Below are 24,662 nucleotides of genomic sequence, written 5' to 3' on the forward strand. Positions count from 1 at the left end.
AATGGTTATAAGCCATATGGCTTATAACCAATAAGTACACAGGGAGTGTGTGGAAGTCGATTTATATGTTATGCAACTAGTACATAGCATCGTTATATTGCTCAGCAAGGCTCTCTTTTTGCCCTTCGTTAAGTGCTTTCCCCGCTAATTGAAACACTTCGTGTTCTTCTTCACTTAAATGATGATGTACCAAATGGTGCAGCTTTTTAGCTGTAACTAACCATGCAGACGAGCTCATTTCTGTATCTTCGAGTTGTTCAATTAATTCATCAATTTCGTGATGTTCAGCTACGCTGTGGCGTGCTTTTTCATGAGTTAAGTCATCAAACATAAGTGGGTTATAAAAGTAACGTTCTTCAAATTTTGCGTGATCTTCTAATTCTGTTTTTAGCTCATCCATTAACTTGTGGCGCTGCTCTGTGTCGCCGTGTGTTTGAATAAGCGCATCTACCAATTTTCGTTGTTTGTCGTGATCGTGACGTAGTGCTTCAAAAATATTCATAATTAGTCCTTTTACAATTTATTTGCTTATAACACTAACTAGCAAACGAAATGCCAAATATTAAGTTATTGTATTTTAATGAATATATTTTAATTTTTTTATTATTAGGCTGCTATCACTGTAAATTTTACATTTGCATGAATGCAATAATTTCAGGTTTTTGCGTAGTTCAATTATAAAAGTGAGTATAAATCCCTACAGAACCTTACAAATATTTACTGGTTGTTTATTTTATTGCAGTGATAAAGTAGCAGCGTTATTTAGGTACAACCTATATGTTACTCCCACATATAACATCAATCGGTATAAATGCAGGTAGCACGTTAACTTAATAGGATAGTTTAAGGATGAACATAAAAACCCCCATCGCCGCATTATTGCTGTGCGCTCTACTGAGTGCATGTAGTACTGCCTCGCGTTCTGACCCTAACTTATGCATTGAAAAAGCTGAAACGTTTGATCGGAATGGTGCTCAAACAAGCTCACAGGTTTATAATCAATGCATTAGCGCACAAATTAAAAAGGATGAAAAAAACGACACTTTTTTTGATGCCATCGGTACGTTCTTTTTTGAATTTTTTGTAATGTTGGTAAAAAAGTAAATAGGCTAACTTGCAGCTGTGATTTAAAGTAAATAAGTTGCGTAAAAATAGGATTGGTTATGAAGCAATTGTTGATAGCAATTTCACTTTTATTATTACTAAGCGCTTGTACGGCGAAGCCTTACGCAGGCTCGGCAAAATGTATGGAACAAGCAGATATTGCATACGAAACCGATACACGTAAAAATGAGACATTAGATAATGAATGCAAAGCTGCAAAAGTAAATACGCCTAATAAAGAGCTTGAGAATCATGGCTTGGTTGATAGAAGCCTTTTACAGCTAATCGTTAGCGTTTTAAATGGCGTATTTTAATAGTAAAAATATAATTAAATAAGGTATGTATGAGAGAAGAACTAAGAGCAAAAATAATTACCGTATGCGATAAAAAAATAGCAGCTAAAGGCGAAAATGTGGGGCTTTCTTTTTATGCATTTTTTGCCAATAAAAACGACGACCCAGAGCTACTTATGGAGGCCGCTACTTGGTGGATACACACCCATAAATTAGATCATTTTGTAAAAGCACATAAAATTAAACAGATGGTTTTAGATGGACTTTAGTCAATAAACTGAGCAAGTACTTCTAGCTGTGTTTATTTAATCAACAACGACTTGGTTTCTTCCGTTTTCTTTTGCTTTATAAAGTAATTTATCTGCATGCTTAATAAGAACATCCAGTGTGCTTTTTAAAGGGCTACTTACAGAGGCTCCCACACTAAAAGTGATTTTTGTATCACTAGGAAGGTCTTTTATATTACTACAATGCTCGGTAAACCTAGTGGCGAGCTGGTCAAATATATTTCGAATAGCTAGTTCGTCAACTGAATTTAGTGCAAACAACCATTCTTCGCCGCCGTAGCGGCCAAACTGATGATCACCACTTAGTGTTTCTTTTACAGCTTTTGCAAAGGCAATAAGAACTAAATCTCCAGCATCGTGACCAAATTGGTCGTTAACTTTTTTAAAGTAGTCTAAGTCAACAATTGCTATCGTCATTTTACCTTCATCAAGCTTTGCTTCTGCTGCGCGCATTATTCCTCTACGATTAGGGCTATTTGTTAGATAATCTGTTAATGAAATATCGTGATATTTTTGACGTTGTCGAGACTGTTTGTAAAATAAAAAGAATGAAACAATAACTAAAATAAACGCAATAGCAGCGCTAAGTCGCCAAATTATTTTTTTTTGGTACTCTTCTTTTGCTTGCAGTTCACTAATGTCTTTTGCGTATTCTAGTTGTTGTATTTTTTCTTCTTGTTCTTTTACTTCAAACTTGACCTGCAGTGTTTTTATATTATTTTCACTGGTTGCTTCGTAGTGTTTTTTTGTATAAAGGAGCTTTTGTTCAATTGCTTCAAAAGCCTCGTCAGTATAGTTAAGGTGTCGCTTTAACTCATAGCGTTTACTTAGAAACTCGGCTTTATAAATGCTGCGGCTGAATTTATCTAATTTTAAAAATACCTCATCGTTTGCTTCATTTGCTTGATCAAGTAAATCTAGTTTTATATATATGTCAGCTAACAAAATGAGCGATGCAAGTTGCATGTCGTAAATACCTGCAGAACGAGCGAGCTCAATGTTTTCTTTAGTTAAAGTTAAGGCTCTGTCGTAGTTTGCTTGTAAGTACTCAATACTGGCAATTGAGTATTGGGCAAAGGTTAGGCCTTTTTGCGCATTAACTTTTTTAAAATAAAATAATGCTTTGTTTAGATATATTAAGGCATCTTTAGGTTTTTCTATCTCAAGCAATACATTACTTAAACTCCAATATGCTTTTGCAGTAAAAAGCCCATCTTGCGTTTTTTCATATGCTTCAACCGCTTTCTTTGCATAATATACGGCTTTGTCTTTTTCATTTAGATAATTGTATGCATCGGCTATTTTTCTAAAAAAGTATCCTTGAGATGCTGAGTCGTCATCTTTTAATGCTAATTCTAGCCCCTCCAGTGCAACATTTAGGGTTTTTTTCAGTGCATCTGTATCGGTGTAATAGTAAGCAAGTGCTCGTAAAATAATGATTTTTTCTTTAGCCGAATACTGTTGCAAGCTCTCTTCTAATTTCGTGGCTAGTATTAGTGCTGGAGCTGGGTTTGGCTTTCTCGCTAAAGACTTCAGTTGTGATTCGAGAAATAATAAATGAACACTTTTTTGATTTGGTAACTCTTTGTTCTTTAAGTAATAAGACAAGTGTGTGTTTAACGCCTCGTATTTTTCTTGTCTAAAAAGTAGCTCCGCATACAAAGCGGCCGCTTCTAGATGAAGTTTTTCCCAATTTTGCTCTTTGCTTATTTTAAACGCCTGAGCGAGTTTGTCTTCATTTTGAAGATAGTCTATTTCATTTAGTTTTATGTTATTAATGAGAGCTTGAGCCGCTTGGTAATTTTGCGGATATGGCTCATCGTTAGCTGAGGCAAAATTACACAAAAGTAAAAACGAGACTAGAGCAATACACTTTGCCCATAAAGTATTATCTAAAATGTTTATTTGTATATTGCTAGTCATTTTAACCCTTTGATGACTTATTTTTATCAGTGAAATAATTTTGTTTACATTGTTTGTTAAGCTATTTCTTGAATCTATTTTTATATTTTTTTTTGAAAAAACTTAATCATAAACGATTTCAATTTAACTAATAAAAACCATAATTTGTATAATATAGCAGTTGTGGCCATATGCATTTATTAAAAATCAGCAGCTACTTCAAACTCTAATCGTTTAAGCGTAATTGGGTGAGTAAATGCTAAGTATTCTGCATGTAAATGTAATCTATCGGCTTTTTGTCCGTAATGTGTGTCGCCTATAATTGGCATGTTTAAACCTAAGCTGTGCGCACAATGCACTCTTAATTGATGAGTTCGCCCTGTTTTAGGGTATAACTGTAATCGGGTAATATTGTTATTACGCTCTAAAACCTGCCAGGTAGTAAGTGATGGCTTACCGTGTGTGTAACACACCATTTGGCGCGGTTTATCATCAAAGTCGAGCACTAAGGGTAAATCAATTACTCCGCTATCCTCAGCCACGTTACCATTAACTAATGCGACATAACGTTTATCTATGGTGCGTTCAATAAACTGCTTTTGCAGTGCTTTGTGCACGCGTTTATTAAGTGCAATCATCAATAACCCAGAAGTCGACATATCTAATCTGTGTACAATTAGTGGGCCTGATGCCTCTGGAAACTGCGTTTTGATTCGCATATAAACTGAGTCATCAATATTAACGCCAGGTACCGATAAAAACTCAGCGGGCTTATTTACCACAAGTAAGTCGTCATCTTTATAAACAATACTTAAATCTTTACCCTTGGCTGGGTTGATAAGTAGCGGGTTATCTTCAACATCTAAACCCTTTAACATATGCCCAAGTATTGGTTGGCATTTACTGTAACAAGAAGGGTAGTAATTTTTATGCTGCCTAATTGCTGATTTAGGCGTTGCTCCCCACCAAAATTCAGCCATAGCAAGTGGCTTTAAGTCATGTTTATAGGCGTATTGTAATAATTTAGGCGCAGCACAATCGCCAGCACCCGAAGGAGGAGTGTGCTCAGGTAATGCTGCAAAAATAGCATTTAAATCTGTAGTTTCACCATTTGCATTTAAAAATTGGTACTGTGCAAATAGCTTTTTTTGTAAGCTTTTAGAAAGCGTTTTACGGCGTTTTTTTAAATGAGCAATTTCATCAGAAATATTGATGTGTGTTTGCTGCAGTGACTCGATTATATTTTGCCAATAGGCTTTAAGTGCCAGTAGTTGCTTTTTTTCTACGATGCTTTGCCCTGCAAGCTTATTTTTTAACTGCTCAAAATCACTTTCGCTAAGTTCTAATTCACCTTCGGTACGTTGTATTTTTCGTTGCTGACGACCGGCTTGCATTACCGCCTGTTGAGCTAATAGCGCTTGCTGGTAGCTCTGTGTTGCATCATCAAGTTTGCTATTAACTTCAAGCAGTTGTTCGCTATTTTCTAACTGCTCAATTTGAGCATTAATATCGTTAATTATTTTACTTTGAGCCAAATAGGTATCGTCTTGAAGTTGCATGCTAGAAACAGGCGGCACAAAGCTAATATTACCTTTATCACCTTCAATTTGTCCCGAATAAGCACTTAAAAAGCCTAATTGTTGCTTAGCATTTTGCACCACTAAAACTCCAAACATTTTACCTGCATTTTCTGCTTTTAAATGCGTTAACGTTTCAAGTTGTTGCTGTAATTGTTTAGTGGCTGCTACAGCTAATGCTTGCGGCTCGTAATAAAAAGGGAAAGTAAACTTTTCAGGAAGCGCGAGAGCATCAATATTTTGAGAAAATAATGTAAAGCACGAAGCAGAATTTGACATAGAAGTAAGAGAAAAGCATTCAGTAAAATAATTGAGCGCATAATAACATATTCATAGTTAAGCAACTAAAAATCTCGCACCCGCATATTCATAAACACTTTAAAGCGGACATTCATGTTTTATGTATCAGTATGGGGGCGCAGCAAACCTAGGCGTTTGTTAGTAAAGTATCAGTAGTAATATATCTATCATTATCAAAATATTTAAGCTTATCGATTCTCAATAATTGAGCGCATTTCGAAACGATGACTTACCTGATAGATCAGAGACGAAAAATCAATTTACAGAATAACTGAATATTTAGGAGTTCTATATTATGAGTCAAAATATCGCAAGTTTTATCACTAAAACTCTTGATCAAGCTGGCGTAAAACGTATTTGGGGAGTAACTGGCGATTCACTTAATGGCATTAGTGAAAGTCTGCGAAGAATGGGCACAATTGAATGGCTAGGAACGCGACATGAAGAAGTTGCCGCATTTGCAGCAGGTGGCGAAGCGCATTTATCAGGGGATCTTGCGGTGTGTGCGGGTTCTTGCGGGCCAGGTAATCTTCATTTAATTAACGGCTTATTTGATTGTCAGCGTAATAATGTACCGGTATTAGCTATTGCCGCACACATTCCTTCATCTGAAATTGGCAGTAGTTATTTTCAAGAAACCCATCCGCAAGAATTATTTAAAGAATGCAGTGTGTATTGTGAAATGGTGTCGAGCCCTGAGCAAATGACGTACCTGCTAGAAACCGCAATGCGACAAGCAATACTAAACAAAGGCGTGAGTGTACTTGTGCTACCTGGCGACATTGCATTAAAAGATATGCCTAAAGCTATTAAGCCAAAATGGAACGTGCCAAAACCAGCAACGTATACCCCCGCTTTATCTGATATTGAAGCAATGGCGACTCATCTTAATAAAAGTAAAAAAGTAACCTTATTGTGTGGTGCTGGCTGTAAGGATGCCCACGACGAAATTGTTGCGCTAGCCGGCAAATTACAAGCGCCAATTGTGCATGCTATGCGTGGTAAAGAGTTTATTGAATACGATAATCCTTACAATGTTGGTATGACCGGATTTATTGGCTTTGCATCGGGCTATCATGCAATGCAAGAAGCCGATACGTTACTTATGATTGGTACTAGTTTTCCTTATCGTGCTTTTTATCCCGAAAATACCACCATATTACAAATTGATAATCAGGCTGCGTCACTCGGGCGACACGTACAAATTGACTGTGGCGTGCTAGGGGATACAAAAAATTCAGTGGCCACATTACTTGATTATATTAAAGGTGAACGGACAAGTTCGCACTTACAAAAATGTGTTAAAAATTACAAAGAGTCTCGACAAGATCTTGATGAACTTGCCAGTGGCAAAACCTCGCAAAATTTAATTCACCCGCAATACCTAACACGTTTACTCAACGAGCAAGCGGCTGACGATGCTGTTTTTACTTGCGATGTAGGTACGCCAACAGTGTGGGCTGCGCGTTATTTATCAATGAATGGAAAACGCCGCTTAATAGGATCGTTTAATCATGGCTCTATGGCAAATGCTATGTCGCAGGCAATGGGGGTTCAATCTGTAGATAGAGATCGCCAAGTCATTGCAATGTGTGGTGATGGTGGCTTTTCGATGTTAATGGGGGATTTAATCTCACTTAAGCAGCTTAATTTACCAATAAAGATTGTTGTTTATAATAATCGCTCACTTAGTTTTGTGGCTATGGAAATGAAAGCCAGTGGGTTTTTATCAAGCGATACCGATTTAGAAAACCCAAGCTTTGCTAACATTGCACAAGCCTGTGGCTTAAAAGGGATTCATGTGGACGACCCTGAAAAATTATCATCGGCAATGAACGAAATGATGGACCACTCAGGGCCTGTTGTTTTAGAAGTCGATACTGCAAAACAAGAGCTTTCAATGCCGCCGCAAATCAAATTAGAGCAAGCAAAAGGCTTTAGTGTTTACATGATGAAGGCGTTAATAAATGGAAAAGGCGATGAAGTTGTCGAACTGGGTAAAACTAATTGGTTACGTTAGTTAAGTTACTTCCCTATTGAGTATTTTGGCTCAATAGGGAAGTATGAAGCAATAATGTCCTCTATTATGTGCTTATTGCAAAGGTATGCCTTTCACGTAATGTAAAAAACGTCGGACATACTTTCTTAAATATTAATAAACCATAGTGCTTTCTTTTAACTTGTTGAACTAAAAGTAAAATAGCATGAGGTTTGTATAGAGTAGGTAATAGTAATAACCTATGAGGTCAATTACGTGTTTATAAAAGTAGGTATAGAGCGTTGATTAAAATTGAAGACTTTTCTTTAGCATGGCGCTGGATTAGCTCATCCCATGGTGATTTTTCTAAAGCTACATTAAATAAACTCAATCCATTGAGTGAAGATCAAGCAAGAGCATTAATTGCCGCCACACCCATTAACTTTCCGGTTGGAGCAAAAAGATTCGACTCCACACAAGGGAGTGAGTTAACACGCCAATGGTTAAAGGGCTTAGTAAATGATTCGCAAACAGTAACAATTTGCTGGGATCAAGAAACAGCATTAGCCCTACCTTGGATAGTTTTTTGTGATCACTGGGATGATTTTTGCTATCCATCAAGTGATGACATAAATCTGTATTTAACCTGAACTCTGGTTAAGAGATTTACTAAAATATTGAATCATAGTGATATTTAAATTTATTTTCTCTAGCCAGAGATTTTTAGTGAAAACAAGGCGAATTTACGCGTCAATAGCTGGCCTATTGCAAGTAAATTCAACGCAGTTAGCGCTGAAAATAGCTGCTTGAGATAGATTTATTATCCAGAGTTCAGGTTATTTAGAAAGCGGTGAACTGTTTTTACGTTGGAATCACTATGAGGTTTTTGAGTTTGACTCAAGTGCAATGTAATGAGCTAAAACACTTAGTATTGGCCTCAATTGCTACTTGGCGGTTGTTTTTAGCTTAACGTTTCACTCGCTTTACTCAATTAAAGTAAAGCGAGTGCTCAGTATCACTTACAAACTCTTTTTAGGCGGTAGGGCGACGTTTGCAAATATTAGTCCTGCAACAAGCGACATAAATATTAAAAACGTTTGCTGGCCTATATGCTCTGCATATATAAAGTCTTGGCCTTCAATGAGTGAGTTTAAGCCAATATAGGTTTTGCTACCTGGTACTAATACAATTAAGCCTTGCATGGCTACAATAGAGGCCGGCGCATTAGCAACACGGTTAAACAAGTTACTAAATATACCCACCGATAAAGCACCCACAAACGTACCTAACGTGTAATCAAGATACATAGCTGAGCCAATACTTGTGCCGTACGCTATAAATCCTGATGCAATAGACCAAACTGCGTGTTTAAGTTTGGTTCTAAAAATAACGATTAGGCTGCTACAAAGTAAAAATATAGCCAGCCATGCTGTCCACTTTGGTAGAGGATCAGGTTGTACAAAGTCAGCTTGCCCAAAGAGTGCAAAGCCAATACCTATACCAATAAAACCGCCAAAATAGAGTTTAAATAACAGCATAAACGAGTCCATGACTCTTGCTGTACCCGACACTAAATGCCGTGCTGCAAGCTCTGCTAAGCCAAGCGCAAGTGCTAAACCGGGTATAAACACAATAATGGCCGAAAGTACCACCAAGCGTATGTTTATTTCGGGCGTTATGTACACGCTTACTGCACATGCAAGTATTGCCGATATTATGGCTACCAATGGCTCAAGCATATGAGCTACGCGTTTTGAGCGTCCAGACCAAAGTACAAACACATAAACAACCAAAGTAAGTAGCGATGACCAAATAACATCAGTCCAGCTAGTACCCATTAACATGGCAAACGCACCACCAGAAGTTGCAAAGGCAACGCCCGTAACAAGTTTATTGTATGGGTTTGGCATGTCGTAAATAGCATCTAACTGGGCGTCAACTTCTTGTAAAGTTAACTTGTCGTCAAGCATTTGGTTTACAAGGTCGTCGGTATCGGCAAGTGAGCCTAAATCGTGATCGCCAGGGTCTACACGAGCAACATGGGTGTACTCGTCTTCGTGGCCATCAGTCCAAATAACAAACGTTACCGAAGTTGGCGACATAACAAACGACGATTTAAGTCCTAAATAGGTAGCCACTTCCATTAGGTGGGCTTCTAGGCGGTAAGCAGGCGTACCATACTTGTGAAGCATTTTACCCAATTTAACGATAAATTTGCGTTTTTCTGTAAAGGTTGCAGTTTTCAAATCTTTTTGGACCAAATATTGCGATAACTAAGCTAAAAATATAGACAATACAGCTAAAACTGCCCACGTTTGATGGGCGCGATTTTAAACACTAATTGGTGTGTGTCTAGTCATTTTTAATCTAATTTTTTATTTTTTTCAGCTATCCATTGCGACATGTATTGAGTGCTGCGCATTGTATGATGTTTGAGCATTTGGCCTGTAAAGTTTTTTTCGCGATGAGCCTTTAAATCGCTACTTATTGAATCGATTTTTTTAATTAACACCGTGCTCAATTGTGCTTTATCGTAGAGCGTATTAAGGAGTGTATTGCCATCTTGCTGCGCTTGTTCAAAGTCACTTTGATTGGTGTACATTTCAACAGCTGCATTGGCAAAATCGTCGGCGGTGTTGGCTATTTTACCAGGCCATGGTAAATCATTATGCATGCCCTCAGCACCAATATTGGTGGTAACGCTGGGTGTTTGCATAATCATGGCTTCAAGCAATTTACCTTTAATGCCAGCACCAAAACGAAGTGGCGCTAAACATACACGTGCGCTTTGCATTACATCAAACGCATTATCGGCCCAGCCTTTTATTAAAAACCCTGTTTTAGGGTTATTTAGCGCCGTGGCTTTTGGTGGTGGGTAAGAGCCATAAATATGAAGTTCTGCTTTTGGTAGTTGCTTGCGAATAAGTGGCCATATCTTTTGTAAGTGCAACACGGCATCCCAGTTTGGCGCGTGCCTAAAATTGCCTATGGTCATAAAATGTTGGCGCTGCTCAAACGTTTTTGTACTTGCAGGTAATGAGCTTAAATCGACCATAAATGGTAAATGGTGCAATAAGCTTGGCTCTATTTTAAATACGCTGCTTAGTAAACGCATTTCATAACTTGAAATAATTAAGTTTAAATCGCAGCGTAAAATAGCGGCAATTTCGCGTTTTGCTATGTCTGAGTGTAAATCGCTGATTGTAAACTCACGCTCACCTTTAAACGCTTCGTGACGAGCGTTACGCAGACATTGTAAATCTTCGGTATCTAAAATTTTAATCGCATGAGGGCAATGTTTATCGACGCGCCAGCCAAATTGTTCTTCCATCATAAAGCGGTCAAACATGACTATATCTGGGTTATAGGCTTTAACGTATTCGTCAAAGCTATCGCAGTTTAGTGCAATGCTTTGGCTGGTTATGCCAAAAGCGTCAAGGTTTACCATGTGCTCTGTGCGCTGCGCGGGCGTTGCAAATTCAACGTCCCAGTTTTGCGCTCTAAAAGTATTTAATAACGACATCATGTGCGTTCCCGCAGCAGATGAATTTGGTTCTGGCCATACGAAACCAATTACCAGCACTTTTTTCATTGGCTAGAATCTCTAATTAGTGAGTTTACATTTACCAGTGTTTTTACTGGCGGAGCTGTGTTTTGTAGCAATTCTTTGAGTACTAGGTGACAACGTTTAGCAATGTCATGTGTGTTAATTACAACGGTGCTTAAGCTGTAAGGCATAACGCTATAATAAGGTAAGTGGTAGCAGCTCGCTATTTTTATATTGTTATTGGTTGGTATGTTAAGCGTCTGTATTGCAGTAAAAACACCTTGTGCAATTATATCATTTTCGCATACAAGGGCGCTTAACTGAGGGTGTTTTGCGTAAGCTTCAATAAATGCATTTTTAGCACTAAGCGCTTGGTTTTGACTGCATGATATGGCTACCAAAGGCGTAACGCCGTGCTGTGAGCAAGCAGTATTAAAGCCACTTTGAAGTGCTTGAGAGTCGCTTAGCGATAGCTCGCTTCCTATAAATGCAATATGTGTAACGCCTTGTGCAAGCAAATGCATGCTGGCTACGTGGCTGGCTTTTTTATAATCGGGAAGTACGCATGGCGCTGCGCTAAAGGGAACTTCTCGCATTAAGGTCATTACTTTTTGCTGTGCGCTGAGAGTATCGAGCCATTTGGCACAAGTATTAGCAACAGGGCAAATAATAAATGCGGCGGCGTTGTATTCTTTTAAGTTTTTAACCGCGTTTGTTTGCAGCTCAAGATTATTATTACTACTTACTATCATGGCTTGTAAGTTATTTTCGTTTAAAATACGCTCAAGGTTAGTCGCGAGTTGCGCCATATACGGATTAGTTAAATCGTTTATTACAATAGCGACTAAGTTAGAGCGCCTTGAGCGCATAGCTGCTGCATCGCGATTGTAAATGTAGCCTAGTTCGTCAATGGCTTTTAGTACTTTTTGTTTACTTTTTTTGCCGACTTTATCGCTTTGAGTAAGCACCAAGGATACGGTTGACTTTGATACACCAGCAAGATCTGCAACATCAAAAATAGTGACTGATTTAGCTCTGTTCTGCATTGTACTTAAAGTGCCGAAATAGTGAATAAATAGCGCAATAGTGTAGCTTAAATAACACTATTAAGTCATCTATTGGAATACTTTAAACGAGCTTAATGCTTTATGAACAAAGCAAAACGTGTTTATATACGTTTATAAAAGTAAAAAATAACAAAAGGATAAAAACATGAACGCTTTTAGGCTGTTAGTTGCCTTTATTTGTTGTGTTGCATTATTGCCAGCAAGTTATGCAGAACAAGGGTATAAAATGCCCTCACCAGAGCTTGCAGCTTTGGTTGATGCTAAATTAGCCCCCACTAGTTACTTGTCGAGCGATGGTCAGTGGCTTGCATTATTTGAACGCAAACGAGTGGTAACACTTGATGAGCTTGCAAAAGAAGAGCTTAAGCTTGCAGGGATTAAATTGAACCCAGCTAATTTTTCGCGTTCTCGTGTGAGCGCTAAGTTTAGCGCTGTTGAACTTAAACATGTTCGCACTGGTACAGTGATTAGTATTAATAATTTACCACGCGGTATTATTCGCTCTCCTCAGTGGTCGTCTAACAGCAAGTATTTAGCGTTTATAGTTGAGCAACCTAGCCAAGCAAATTTATGGCTTTACAATGTTGAAACAAAACAAGCAAAAGAGCTTTCAAGTGCAGCACTCAATTCAGTAATAACAGCAACTCCCTACGAATGGTTACCTGACAGTAGCGCCATAGTGGCAAACTTGGCGGTAAATGTTGGTAAACCTGCTTTGCAAAACGACAGTCAAAATGTAGTGCCTGTTATTCAACAAAGCACTGGTGAAAAAGCGCCCGCCCGCACTTATCAAAATCTATTAACAAGCCCATTTGATGAAGCGCAGTTTAAATTTTATGGCTTAGGTCAGCTGGCTTACATAACACTTGATGGTAATGCCCAAGCAATTGGACGTCCTTCTTTATTTAAAGCGTTTTCGATATCACCTGATTCGACAAATATATTGGTTGCAGGTATTAGCCAGCCATTTTCGTATCAAGTACCGTACAGCCGTTTTGCAAGCACTTGGCAAATATGGGGCATGCGCGGTTATGTTTTAGCCGAACTTGCAAAGCAACCTCTTGCCGATAATATTCCGCAAGGTTACGACAGTGTTCGCACTGGCCGCCGTGATTTTGAATGGCGAGCCGATCAAGGCGCTGAAGTTATTTGGGCGCAGGCGCAAGATGGCGGCGACATGAAAACCGACGTTGAGCACCACGATTATCTTTACAGCTTACGTGCACCATTTAAACGCGAGCCTAAATTGTTTGCCAAAGTAGAGCGCCGTTACGGGGGAATGGAGTGGAGCAACGAGAACATTGCAATGCTGACAGATTGGCGCTTTAGTGATCGCCAAGTACGTACTTACATCGTACAACCACGAAATGCCGACAGAAACCGCGTTTTATTTTCAGAGCGTAGTTATAACGATGCGTATAAAGATCCAGGTAATGCAATTTACGAGCACAACGATTTAGGTGCTAACGTTATTAAGATTGTAGGCGGGCGTTATATTTACCTGCGCGGTAATGGTGCTTCAGAGCAAGGTAATGTGCCGTTTTTAGATAGGTACGATGTTAAAACAAATAGCAGTAAGCGTTTATGGCAATCACAAGCGCCATACTACGAGCGCGTACGCGCACTGCTTGACGACGAAGGTGAGCGATTTATTACTATTCGTGAATCTAAAACAGAGCAACCTAACTTTTTTATACGCGATTTAGATAACGACACGCTAACGCAACTAACAACATTTGAGCACCCGTACCCTGCATTTAAAGGGGTAACTAAAGAGCAATTACGTTATAAGCGCGACGACGGGGTTGAGCTTTCTGGCACGCTTTATTTGCCACCAGGGTATGACAAAACACAAGGCCCGTTACCGGTACTTATGTGGGCTTACCCACTTGAATACAAAGATAAAGCGGTTGCATCGCAAGTACGCGAATCGCCTTATGCATTTACCTACATTGGTTATTGGGGCCCAATGCCTTACCTTGCCAAAGGGATTGCCGTGTTTGACGACCCTAAAATGCCAATAGTGGGTATTGATGGCAGCGAGCCAAACGATAACTTTAGAAAGCAGTTAGTATCAAGTGCGCAAGCAGCTGTTGATGTATTGGTTAAAAAAGGCATTGCCGATAAAGATAAAATTGCCATAGCAGGGCACTCGTATGGTGCATTTATGGTTGCTAACTTATTGGCTCATAGCGATTTATTTAAAACCGGTATTGCCCGCAGTGGCGCGTATAACCGCACATTAACGCCGTTTGGTTTTCAAGGAGAAGAGCGTGATTTTTGGCAAGCACAAAGTGTGTACGCTAATATGTCGCCGTTTTTCCATGCTGAAAAAATTAACGAGCCAATGCTAATGATCCACGGCCAAGAAGATCCTAATTCAGGAACCTTCCCAATGCAAAGTGAGCGCATGTACGCAGCCCTAAAAGGTTTAGGTAAAGATGCTCGCTTAGTAATGCTCCCTTATGAAGCACATGGTTACCGTGCGCGTAAAAGCTTATTGCATGTATTGTGGGAACAAGAACAGTGGTTAGATAAGTATTTGTTAAATGATACAGCAAAGCCAGTAGAGGTCATTACTGAACCAATGGTAAGTGCTGGGAAATAGTAATAAACATGAGTAAGTAACAGCGCGGCTACTTATAGCCGCGTTTTTGCTTTTAATATGAGAGTAAATTAATGATTGATGTAGCAGCGCTTGCGGTTTTTATTCCTACGTTCTTTTTTGTGTCTATCACCCCTGGTATGTGTATGACGCTCGCTATGACTTTGGGTATGAGCATTGGCGTGCGCCGCACATTATGGATGATGATAGGCGAGCTATTAGGTGTCGCAAGTGTTGCTATAGCTGCGGTATTGGGCGTTGCAAGCGTAATGCTAAATTACCCAGATGCGTTCGCTATTTTAAAGTGGGTAGGCGGCGCGTATTTAATTTATATTGGCGTTAACATGTGGCGAGCCAAAGGAAAAATGTCGGTCGATACCTCAAAGCCAAGTGATGTAAGTAGGCAGTCGTTATTTACCCAAGGTTTTGTAACTGCAATTGCAAATCCTAAGGGCTGGGCGTTTATGATTTCACTACTGCCGCCATTTATAAGTGTTGAGCATGCTGTAGCTCCTCAGCTTTTAGTATTGTTAAGTGTAATAATGGTGAGCGAATTTGTATGTATGTTAGCTTACGCAACAGGCGGTAAAAGCCTGCGTTTATTTTTAAGCCGTGGCGATAATATAAAATGGATGAACCGTATTGCTGGCAGCTTAATGGCTGCTGTAGGTATCTGGTTAGCGCTAGGGTAATCGCTTAGCGAAGGAGCATATTTGTCATCTCTAAGTTTGACCTATTCAAAGGCCGGATGACTTTATTCACCAGCCGGCCTTCATATAATAAAAGTGAAGAATGATTACTCCGTAATCGAATTTATATAAGCGTTTATATTATGTTGGTTAGTTGGGTTTTTAGCTGCCCAACGATCATTTATACCATCTTTATTTTTATCAATTATGTCAGGGAATCCTAGAAATTGTCGTTCATATTCTTCCCAGCTTTTAATCATTTCTAGTTCACTGTTTATTAAACCTTTGCCGTTAATAGGCGTACTTCCATCTACTTGGTTTAACACTTGTGTATCAATATTATCTAAAAACATGCCATTGGCATTAAAATTAGCCCCTACGTTTTTTTCCTTTATAAGTGTGCTATAGGTTTTTTGAGTACTATTTATTGTCGCACTGTTTGCAGCACCATTGATTGGCTCTAACTTAACTCGACTGAGTCGTTTATCATCCATTGATATATTTTTACGTTTTGCATCTTTGCTAGTGCGATAGTTTACACCCAGTCGGTTATCGGCAGTTATTTCCTCATCTCCCTCAAAATAGTTACCAGATATATAAGCTTGAGACTTCGTTATATTTGGCGAGTACCATAAATCAACAAATTGTATTGCTTTACTTGCGGGTCCCGGTTTGTAAATGTTGTTTATTAAGTTAAAGCGGCCATTCTCGCTACCATAAACATTATTGCTGCCCCAGTTAAAAATGATATTGTTGGAAAATTCAACAAATTCAAACTGTTCATCGTAAGGGGGTTTTAAGCGTGAACCATTTAATCGTGGTGTGCGGCTATTATGATGAGCGATGACATTATTAATAAAACTGGCTTTATTTCCCCCCCAAATTCCACCATAGCCATGACGCCCTTTGGGATGGATTGAATGATTAAGGCTCGCAGCTACAATTGAATTTTGCAGCGTGAATCGTTGGTTATTATAAAAGCTAGCAGTTTCATCGACTGACCAGCTAAATGAGCAGTGATCAATTATTATATCTCGGCTATTGCGCACAGACATCGAATCTTCAGCTAATTTAAATGTACCAAGGCGAAAACGCATATAGCGAATAATGATATGATCAGCATCCGAAACTTGAACTGGCGCACCCGCAACGGTAATGCCACCTGGAGAGGTTTGTCCTGCAATAGTTAAAAAGCCACTTTTTACAATAATGGGTTCTTTTAAATGAATAACACCGGAGATATTAAATACCACTGTGCGCTTGTATTTACGCTTTAAGGCGTGTCTAAGTGTTCCCTTTGCTGGGTTTTTAGGATTATCTTCCAGTGAGTTAACAATATAGATTTTGCCGCCATGCCCCCCTTGCGTGTATTTCCCGTATCCATCGGCATTTTTAAAGGCTAAATTTGAGTCGAGTGCATACCCGTGAGAGGTGAATACGCCCACTAATAAAACAAATACACTTAAACTTAAATATTTAATTTTCTTATTGATTGTATCCAAAGTATGCACCCTAAAATTGTTATGTTTATAAGCTAAAGCTATCAGTAGCAAAAGCAGTTTTATTTATTTGTTGTGCTAAATTATGAAGTACGGCATTTGGTTGCCATTTATCACCAAATACCCACTGTTCGACAGTTTGTTGGGCTAAATAAGTGTTAGTGGGCTGAAAATTATTACGCGCCCATGAATAACTATTAATGTTTTGATTATTCGCAAAAAAATACCGAGCGCCAAATTTGTTTGCCTTATTACGGCTTTTATCAGGGTAGGTTTTTTTGAATATTGGTTTGTCAGCCATGTGGCTAGAGAACTGGTTATTAATTAAATAAAACTGTGCATCATAATGATGTCGACCTAACCAAAAACCTTTTACACCATCAAATTCACTGTCATTTACAACGAGCTTTTGATTTACATTGAGTTCGCCATCATGCCAAAGAGTGGCACTTTGCTTTATGTTGAAGAATTTAGAATGCTCAATTAACGCGGTACCACGAGGACACACCATATCGGTTGCGCCAGTAAATGAGCAATATGAATGGTAATATAATCCATCTTTTTTATTCCACAAACTCAGAGTATCGGCCCCGTCGGAACTAATGTTACATTGATGCAAGGTGATGCGGGTGGCGTTTTCAAAACTACGAACCGCAAACTGGTGCTCGTTAGTGTTGTGTTCTCGGCCGTAGTGATTAGTGATTTGTAAGTTGACGATATTTATATCGCTACCGTTAATATTTACAACCGCCGCCCCCCAATCACTGTCGTGATTTTTTCGCCAGTTATTTCTAAGCTCAGGAAAAGTAATTCGCGTATTACTTTGCGACTGACCAACTAAACTTAAGTTATTGCGAGTTATAAATAGCTTTTCGTTATATTCGCCAGCACTTATTAAAATAATAACGCGTTTAAAGTGAGTACTCGCATCAATAGCTTGTTGAATAGAGCTGAAATATTTAGGGTTATGCTTATCCACATACAAAATAGTACTGGGCTCACTTCCAATGGCCGGTGTTTTTGAGTAGATGTTGCAACTAACCAATAGACAAATAACGAAAAAAGTAAACTTCATCATTAACGACCTATTATTGACGTTTTTATTGAATCAGTATCAATACCTACAATCGCCCCTCGGTGTTGAATAACCTGTCCGGCTAATAAGTTACCAGCTTTGGCACAGTCCTCTATTGAATTACCGTGTAGCCAGTATGCTAGAAACCCCGCATTAAATGAATCCCCAGCCGCTGTTGTATCAGTAACATTATCGACTTTGTTGGTTTTAAAGTAGCGGGGCTCTGAGGTGTTTTTATTACTGTACTGACAACCATCAGCACCTGTTTTTATGAGCACATGCTGAGCGCCGGCTTTGTGTAAACGAGAATGGCAAGCGGCAATATTATTATCGGCCCAAATTTGTACTTCATCATCAAAAGTGAGCAATGATAAATTAGCAAGCGCATACATGACTTTGTTGGTTTTTTTACAGTGTTCATCACTTGCCCAAAGAGCCGGGCGGTGATTACTGTCATAAATAATATCGACACCTTGATGAGCAAGCTTTGTCAGAATTTCAAGCAGGGTATTGCAATCTTTAACTGATAAAATAGCGAGTGATATCCCTGATAGATAAATAGCATCAAAATGACTAAGAAGCGCGACAATATGGTTAAAATCAGGATGTGTTACCAAATATTTTGCTGCTGAGTCGCTTCGCCAATATTGAAAAGAGCGCTCTCCTTGAACATCGTTTTGGATCATATACAAACCAACCTGTTTATCAGGTGCGGTAAGTACAAAATCAGTATTTAATTGATGTTTTTGCCACTGCTTTATCATCGCGGTGCTCAAAGTGTCGGCACCCATGCAAGTAACATAATTTACGTCAACACTTTGACCTGCGAGCTTTTTCAAATAAATAGCGGTATTCATTGTGTCACCGCCATAGTTTTGTTGCATAGAAGAAAATAATTGACCCGATAGCTCAACCATACACTCGCCAATAATTGCTATTTTTTTGATAGACATTTAAAGCGTGACTCCTTTTTTCCAGATAGCGACTTCACGAATATCATTCTTTTCATTACAGGTTTGTTTTCCGTTGACTATCTCAACAAGCAAGTCAACAAACTCACCATGCACTTGCTCCATACTTACATCGTTGATGAGCACACCAGCATCAAAATCTATCCAGCGTGTTTTTTTCTTAGCTAGCTCTGAATTAGTGGCAATTTTAAGCGTAGGAACAAAGCCGCCATAAGGGGTGCCACGACCAGTGGTAAATAGTACAATGTGGCAACCAGAAGCACCTAAAGCACTTGTTGCAATTGGGTCATTGCCAGGTGCATCTAGTAAGTTTAAACCGGGTACGTTCAAACGTTCACCGTAGTGTAAGACGGCTTGTACTTTGCTGCTGCCAGCTTTTTGTGTACACCCTAGTGATTTATCTTCCAATGTGGTTATTCCGCCTTTTTTATTTCCAGGTGACGGATTTTCGTAGATGGGTTGATTATGTGCTTTGTAATAACCTTTAAAGTTGTTAACCATTTCAACTAACTTATGAAAGGTTGCTTCGTCTTTACAACGCGACATCAATAGCGTTTCGGCACCAAACATTTCTGGTACTTCGGTTAACACGGTTGTACCGCCTTGGGCTATTAAATAATCTGAAAACACACCTAGCATAGGGTTAGCTGTTATGCCTGATAGGCCATCACTGCCACCACACTCTAAACCAAATTTAACTTCACTTAATTTTCCAGGTTCGCGTTTGTCGTGCTTTATTCGACTATAAATTTCTTCGAGAAGAGCGACACCATCTTCAATTTCGTCATCAGCTTGTTGTGTGATTAAAAATTTAACGCGGTTTTCATCAAAATCCCCAAGCCCTTCTTTAAACACATTTAATTGGTTGTTTTCACACCCCAAGCCAACAACCAACGCACCGCCTGCGTTAGGGTGCAATACCATGTTTTGTAAAAGAATACGGGTTGTTTCTAAATCATCACCGAGCTGTGAGCAGCCAAATTGATGAGGAAAAACATGAATTCCGTCAATGCCAAGATCAGGGTTTCGTTGCATAAACTCTTTTTTCATTTGTGCAATCATACCGTTTACACAGCCAACAGTAGGGATAAGCCAAATCTCGTTGCGTATACCAATTTCGCCATTTTTACGACGATAAATATTAACATCGGGTGATGGAGTTGCTGCTGCTTGGTCAATAAACTCAGGGGTGTATTGATATTCAAGCTCATCGTTTAGGGTGGTTTTAACACAGTGTGTATGAACCCACGTACCTTTTGGTATATTAGCTAAAGCAAAGCCAATTGGAGCACCATATTTTATAACTTTTTCGTCTTTTTCTATGTCACGCAAAGCTACTTTATGGCCTTTGTCTACATCTTGAGTTACTAAAATGTCGATGCCATCAACCGGTAATGTTTCGCCTGCTCCAATATTGCGCATGGCAATTGCTACATCATCGGTTGGGTGTAATTTGATTAATGGTTTCATTTTATTGACCTAATTTACTTTCAATGGTGGCTGCTACACTGGTGTTCAACATACTCTGTAGATAACCTACGATGCTTTGTTTAAGGCCTGAAATATCATTTAAATTTGTTTCCCAGTGCCAATCACAGGCTAGGAACTTTTCAACCAATTGATCAATACTTAAGCTACCAAGGCCATACTCCAGCCAGTTGTCTTTAAAAAACGCTAACCATTGTTCGCTATCACTGAGAGCTATAGACTCATCATTACGTACACCACGGTAAAATAAAATTTGTCCAGCCATTGCCATCGCAATTAACTCAGGAACCTTTTGGTTTAATTCCACATATTTAAATAGCTGAGGTAGCAGGCGTGTCTTAAATTTAGTCATACTGTTTAGTGAAATAGACAATAGTAGATGGCAAATATAGGGGTTTCTAAAGCGGTTAAGTACATCGCTGGCAAACTTCTTTAGCTCATCTGCGGGTAAATCAAGGGTCGGAATAATCTCATCAGCAATGAGTTGAGTTAAATATCGTTCAAATAATTGAGCACTAAGGGCATCACCAACCGAGTCAATATTTGCCATATATGCCAGCGGCACTAACGCTGTATGTGCTCCATTTAAAATAGCCACTTTGCGTTGTTTGTAAGGTGAAATATCGTCGACAATTTTTATATTTACGTCACTGTCTTTCAAACACAATAACTCAGCGAGATGTTTTGGTCCTTGAATAACAAATAAGTGAAAATACTCGGCAGTGACCATAAAGTTGTCTAAATAACCGAGTGACTCTTGCAGTTGTTGATGTTCGTCTCGTGGAAAGCCTGTCACAATACGGTCAACTAGGCTTGAGCAAAAATGGTTATGTACATTTAACCATTGGGTAAACTCTTCTGGTAATTGCCAATTTTTTGCGTACTTTAAAACGATTTCTTTGAGCTTTTCGCCATTGTAATCAATAAGTTCGCACGGAATAATGACCATGCCACTTTCTGCTGAGCCAGTAAAGTGATTAAATCGATGAAATAACCATTGTGTTAGCTTTGCTGGGAATGCTTTTGCAGGTTTATCCTCTAGCTTGTCTGAATCAATGTACTCTATGCCTGCTTCAGTTGTATTTGAAAAAATGATTTTCAAATCAGAATTTGTAGCAAGCTCTAAAAAACGCTCAAGGTTTTTATAAATAGGGATCTCTTCATTAACGCAACCAATAATACGCTCTTCACTTACGGTTTCACCTTGCTCATTTAAGCCACGAATAATAGTGGTGTACAAACCATCTTGTGTATTTAGCAGCGGTAATGTGTCGTAATCAATTGGGCGAATAATTGCAATGCCTGCACTTAGATCACTCGTTTGGTTTAATTTATCTATTTGCCAATCGACAAAAGCGCGTAAAAAGTTACCTTCACCAAATTGCATTATTTTTGTTGGGTATTTGTTTTTATTAAAGTTTTTTCTATTCAATGTTTGCATAATATAACCCATTTTGAGTATCGATTGGCCTGTTGTTGATTTCATACTACTTATAAATGCCACCGGTGGCAAATTAAATTTGACAAACTGCCACCGGTAGCGAAGAATGGCTTTTAACAACTCAAATTATTTTATTTACATTATATAAATATAGAGATTAACGATAGGAATTGGCAATGAGCATGCATTTATTCGATTTAAAGGGAAAGACGGCCTTAGTAACTGGGGCCAGCCGTGGATTAGGGCAGCAAATAGCCTTGGGTTTAGCTCAAGCAGGTGCAAATATTATATGTAGCAGTAGCAAAGAGAATGGTTGCAAAAACACGTGCCAGATGATTAACAATGAGTCAGGGCAAGTGATTGAATTATCTGCTGATTTAAGCCGCGAAGATGCTGTAATTTCGCTTGCGGAGCGTGCATTAGAGTATGCTGGGACTGTTGATATTTTAATTAATGTAGGTGGCACTATTTTTCGAAGTCCAGCCGTAGATTATCCGTACGAGCAGTGGCAAAACGTAATGAAAGTAAATGTTGATGCTAGTTTTTTACTTGCTCAGGTACTTGCACCTGCAATGATTAGAAAAGGGCAAGGGAAAATTATCAATATTGCGTCAATGCTTTCATATAGTGGTGGCATGACAGTACCTGCTTACACAGCAAGTAAACATGCTATTGCAGGCGTTACTAAAGCATTAGCGAATGAATGGGCGCAATATAATATTCAAACAAATGCAATTGCTCCCGGTTACTTTAAAACCGATAACACACAAGCTTTACAAGATGATCCTACTCGAAACAGTGAGATCGAAAAACGTATACCAGCAGGGCGTTGGGGTGAAGCTGAGGATTTAATTGGAACCGCCATCTTTTTATCATCAGCTGCTAGCGATTATGTTAATGGACATATTTTAGCTGTTGATGGCGGCTGGTTAGCACGATAACTTTATTTTAGGTAGCAAACTATGAGTACAGAAATTGAGTCACGTTACGCCGTTGGTCCAAATGAAGTGAAAGGCTACGATACACAGCAGCTCAGAGATGAGTTTTTGGTTGATAAGCTTATGCAAGTAGACAAAATTTATTGGCTGTACACGCATTACGAACGTTTTATGGTAGGTAGTGCGGTTCCAACAGCAGGAGCTTTAACGCTAGAGACAGTAGATAACCTTAAAGCAGCTCATTTTTTGAATGGACGTGAATTGGGCATTATCAATGTAGGCGGCCGAGGTACGGTAACTGCAGACAATGAGACGTTTGAACTTAACTACAAAGATGCTTTGTATATAGGCAAAGAATCAAAAAATGTGACGTTTAAAAGCTGTGATAACACAAATCCAGCTAAGTTTTATTTAAATTCGGCGCCAGCACACCATAAATACCCAAATAAACGAGTTACCCGTAATGATGCAAACGTCTTGCATTTAGGCGCTTTAGAAACGTCTAACGAGCGTGATATAAACCAAATGCTGATTAATACAGTTGTAAAAACTTGCCAATTACAAATGGGTTTGACTGAGCTAAAGCCTGGTAGTGTATGGAATACAATGCCTGCTCATCAACATGATCGACGTAATGAAGTGTATTTTTATTTTGAAATACCAGAGCAACAAGCTGTGTGCCATTTTATGGGAGAACCCACAGAAACGCGCCATTTATGGATACATAATGAACAGGCCGTTGTTTCACCTGCGTGGTCTATTCATTCTGGGTCGGGTACTCAAAACTACAGTTTTATCTGGGGGATGGCTGGCGAAAATCTAGATTATGATGATATGGATAAATATCAGCCGCATGAACTGAGGTAATGTAGTTCGTACAATCGCTTATTCACACACTGATAAGAAGAAATATAATAATGCATAAGAATCTTCTCAATGTCGTTTTTTTGGTTTTATCGATCGGGCTACTCACCAGTTGTAGCGATGATAAAAAAACCATACGTTTAACATTAGCGCATACACTTGATACTCGTCATGTGGTTCACAAGGCGATGGAATATATGGCAACGCGGCTAGATTACTATTCAAAGGGGAGTATGGAGATAGTAATTTACCCAGGTGGCCAACTTGGTTCTGAACGAGAGTTAATTGAACTATTACAAATAGGCAGCCTTGCTATAACCAAAGTATCAGCCAGTCCTCTTGAAGGGTTTGTACCTGAAATGAAAGTATTTGGTATCCCTTACTTATTCAGAGATAGTGAACATTTTTGGCGAGTACTCAATAGCGAAACAGGCCAAAATTTACTCGATAAGGTTGCAACTGCAAAACTTAAAGGGCTGGGTTATTACGATGCGGGTAGCCGTAGTTTTTATACAACGAATAAACCAATCAACACACCTGATGACTTAGTGGGTGAAAAAATAAGAGTACTGAATAGTCCAACTGCGGTTGCCACTGTCCAAGCCCTTGGTGGTGCAGCTGCGCCTATTGCATGGGGTGAACTCTATGCAGCTTTGCAACAAGGTGTTGTTGATGGTGCAGAGAATAACCCACCTAGTTATTACTTATCTCGCCATTATGAAATAGCAAAATATTATTCATTAGATGAGCACACATTTGTACCTGATGTGATTATAGCCAGCCAAAGTGTGTGGAATTCGTTAAATACTCAGCAACAGCAATGGCTAAGCCAAGCAATGGCTGATTCAGTAAAGTACCAGCGTTCGTTATGGCAAACCGCTTCTGATGACGCCCTTGCAAAAGTAATTGAAGCGGGTGTTGAAGTAACCTATCCAGATAAAAAAGCATTTCGCGATCAAGTCGTTGAGTTTCATGCGTCTTTTGACAACACTCCTGTTGCAAAAGTAATAACAAAAATTAAAGCAATGTAGTGAGAG

At 39.0% G+C, this 24,662-nt stretch carries 21 protein-coding genes; 10 read left to right on the forward strand and 11 right to left on the reverse strand.

Annotated elements, in window-relative coordinates:
• Positions 1-76: 76 nt before the first annotated feature.
• Entirely contained in the window at positions 77-502 is a 426-nt protein-coding gene (locus D172_RS18245; RefSeq protein ID WP_007377209.1) for a hemerythrin domain-containing protein, read from the reverse strand.
• A gap of 347 nt (positions 503-849) precedes the next feature.
• Between D172_RS18245 and D172_RS18250 the strand changes: the two genes are divergently transcribed.
• Genes D172_RS18250 through D172_RS18260 form a run of 3 tightly spaced genes read left to right on the forward strand, consistent with a single transcriptional unit; the run spans position 850 to position 1,666 of the window.
• Complete coding sequence (locus D172_RS18250; protein WP_007377210.1) at positions 850-1,104, forward strand: hypothetical protein; 255 nt, start codon at positions 850-852, stop codon at positions 1,102-1,104.
• A 59-nt stretch (positions 1,105-1,163) separates the two neighbouring features.
• The gene (locus D172_RS18255) at positions 1,164-1,418 is read left to right on the forward strand and encodes a hypothetical protein (RefSeq protein WP_007377211.1); all 255 of its coding nucleotides are present in this window, start codon (positions 1,164-1,166) and stop codon (positions 1,416-1,418) included.
• A gap of 29 nt (positions 1,419-1,447) precedes the next feature.
• Positions 1,448-1,666 (forward strand): DUF6500 family protein, encoded by a 219-nt coding sequence (locus tag D172_RS18260; RefSeq protein ID WP_007377212.1) that lies wholly within the window; start codon positions 1,448-1,450, stop codon positions 1,664-1,666.
• Positions 1,667-1,702: 36 nt separating this feature from the next.
• Here D172_RS18260 and D172_RS18265 read toward each other — a convergent pair whose 3' ends face one another.
• Together D172_RS18265 and D172_RS18270 are read right to left on the reverse strand one after the other, a co-directional pair.
• Positions 1,703-3,607: a tetratricopeptide repeat-containing diguanylate cyclase gene (locus tag D172_RS18265; RefSeq protein ID WP_007377213.1), complete on the reverse strand. Its 1,905-nt coding sequence runs from the start codon at positions 3,605-3,607 to the stop codon at positions 1,703-1,705.
• Positions 3,608-3,786: 179 nt separating this feature from the next.
• Positions 3,787-5,442 carry an RluA family pseudouridine synthase gene (locus D172_RS18270; RefSeq protein ID WP_007377214.1) on the reverse strand — a complete coding sequence of 552 codons (1,656 nt, stop codon included), beginning with the start codon at positions 5,440-5,442 and terminating at the stop codon, positions 3,787-3,789.
• Between the two features lie 316 nt (positions 5,443-5,758).
• Between D172_RS18270 and poxB the strand changes: the two genes are divergently transcribed.
• Positions 5,759-7,483, forward strand: coding sequence for a ubiquinone-dependent pyruvate dehydrogenase (gene poxB, locus D172_RS18275; RefSeq protein ID WP_007377215.1), 1,725 nt, complete (start codon positions 5,759-5,761; stop codon positions 7,481-7,483).
• A gap of 260 nt (positions 7,484-7,743) precedes the next feature.
• Positions 7,744-8,091: a hypothetical protein gene (locus D172_RS18280; protein WP_007377216.1), complete on the forward strand. Its 348-nt coding sequence runs from the start codon at positions 7,744-7,746 to the stop codon at positions 8,089-8,091.
• Positions 8,092-8,460: 369 nt separating this feature from the next.
• Here the strand turns inward: D172_RS18280 and D172_RS18285 are convergent, their stop codons facing one another.
• From D172_RS18285 to D172_RS18295, 3 genes are all read right to left on the reverse strand, one after another.
• On the reverse strand, positions 8,461-9,687 hold the full coding sequence (locus tag D172_RS18285) for a threonine/serine ThrE exporter family protein (protein ID WP_008134486.1): 1,227 nt from the start codon (positions 9,685-9,687) through the stop codon (positions 8,461-8,463).
• A 116-nt stretch (positions 9,688-9,803) separates the two neighbouring features.
• Entirely contained in the window at positions 9,804-11,033 is a 1,230-nt protein-coding gene (locus D172_RS18290; protein WP_007377218.1) for a glycosyltransferase, read from the reverse strand.
• Positions 11,030-12,034, reverse strand: a complete 1,005-nt coding sequence (locus tag D172_RS18295; RefSeq protein ID WP_007377219.1) for a LacI family DNA-binding transcriptional regulator — start codon at positions 12,032-12,034, stop codon at positions 11,030-11,032. The genes D172_RS18290 and D172_RS18295 overlap by 4 nt, the downstream gene beginning before the upstream one ends.
• Before the next feature lie 166 nt (positions 12,035-12,200).
• Between D172_RS18295 and D172_RS18300 the strand changes: the two genes are divergently transcribed.
• Complete coding sequence (locus D172_RS18300) at positions 12,201-14,663, forward strand: S9 family peptidase (RefSeq protein WP_007377220.1); 2,463 nt, start codon at positions 12,201-12,203, stop codon at positions 14,661-14,663.
• Positions 14,664-14,734: 71 nt separating this feature from the next.
• Complete coding sequence (locus D172_RS18305; protein WP_007377221.1) at positions 14,735-15,352, forward strand: LysE family translocator; 618 nt, start codon at positions 14,735-14,737, stop codon at positions 15,350-15,352.
• A gap of 104 nt (positions 15,353-15,456) precedes the next feature.
• Here the strand turns inward: D172_RS18305 and D172_RS18310 are convergent, their stop codons facing one another.
• From D172_RS18310 to D172_RS18330, 5 genes are read right to left on the reverse strand one after another with little or no spacing between them, the layout of a single operon-like run.
• A complete protein-coding gene (locus D172_RS18310) occupies positions 15,457-16,851 on the reverse strand; it encodes a pectate lyase family protein (RefSeq protein WP_007377222.1) in 1,395 nt (464 codons plus the stop codon).
• Positions 16,852-16,876: 25 nt separating this feature from the next.
• Entirely contained in the window at positions 16,877-17,926 is a 1,050-nt protein-coding gene (locus D172_RS18315; RefSeq protein ID WP_033023704.1) for a pectinesterase family protein, read from the reverse strand.
• Positions 17,926-18,876 carry a sugar kinase gene (locus D172_RS18320; protein ID WP_007377224.1) on the reverse strand — a complete coding sequence of 317 codons (951 nt, stop codon included), beginning with the start codon at positions 18,874-18,876 and terminating at the stop codon, positions 17,926-17,928. The genes D172_RS18315 and D172_RS18320 overlap by 1 nt, the downstream gene beginning before the upstream one ends.
• Positions 18,877-20,364, reverse strand: a complete 1,488-nt coding sequence (locus tag D172_RS18325; protein WP_007377225.1) for a UxaA family hydrolase — start codon at positions 20,362-20,364, stop codon at positions 18,877-18,879.
• A gap of 1 nt (position 20,365) precedes the next feature.
• Positions 20,366-21,823, reverse strand: a complete 1,458-nt coding sequence (locus D172_RS18330) for a tagaturonate reductase (RefSeq protein ID WP_033023710.1) — start codon at positions 21,821-21,823, stop codon at positions 20,366-20,368.
• A gap of 176 nt (positions 21,824-21,999) precedes the next feature.
• Between D172_RS18330 and D172_RS18335 the strand changes: the two genes are divergently transcribed.
• The 3 genes from D172_RS18335 to D172_RS18345 are packed head-to-tail and all read left to right on the forward strand — an operon-like array spanning position 22,000 to position 24,656.
• Positions 22,000-22,764, forward strand: a complete 765-nt coding sequence (locus D172_RS18335; protein ID WP_007377227.1) for an SDR family oxidoreductase — start codon at positions 22,000-22,002, stop codon at positions 22,762-22,764.
• 21 nt (positions 22,765-22,785) lie between these two features.
• Positions 22,786-23,628, forward strand: a complete 843-nt coding sequence (gene kduI / locus D172_RS18340; RefSeq protein WP_007377228.1) for a 5-dehydro-4-deoxy-D-glucuronate isomerase — start codon at positions 22,786-22,788, stop codon at positions 23,626-23,628.
• A 50-nt stretch (positions 23,629-23,678) separates the two neighbouring features.
• Positions 23,679-24,656 carry a TRAP transporter substrate-binding protein gene (locus D172_RS18345; RefSeq protein ID WP_033023705.1) on the forward strand — a complete coding sequence of 326 codons (978 nt, stop codon included), beginning with the start codon at positions 23,679-23,681 and terminating at the stop codon, positions 24,654-24,656.
• The last annotated feature ends 6 nt before the right edge of the window (positions 24,657-24,662 follow it).

The organism is Pseudoalteromonas sp. Bsw20308, from assembly GCF_000310105.2.
Lineage (GTDB): Bacteria > Pseudomonadota > Gammaproteobacteria > Enterobacterales > Alteromonadaceae > Pseudoalteromonas > Pseudoalteromonas fuliginea.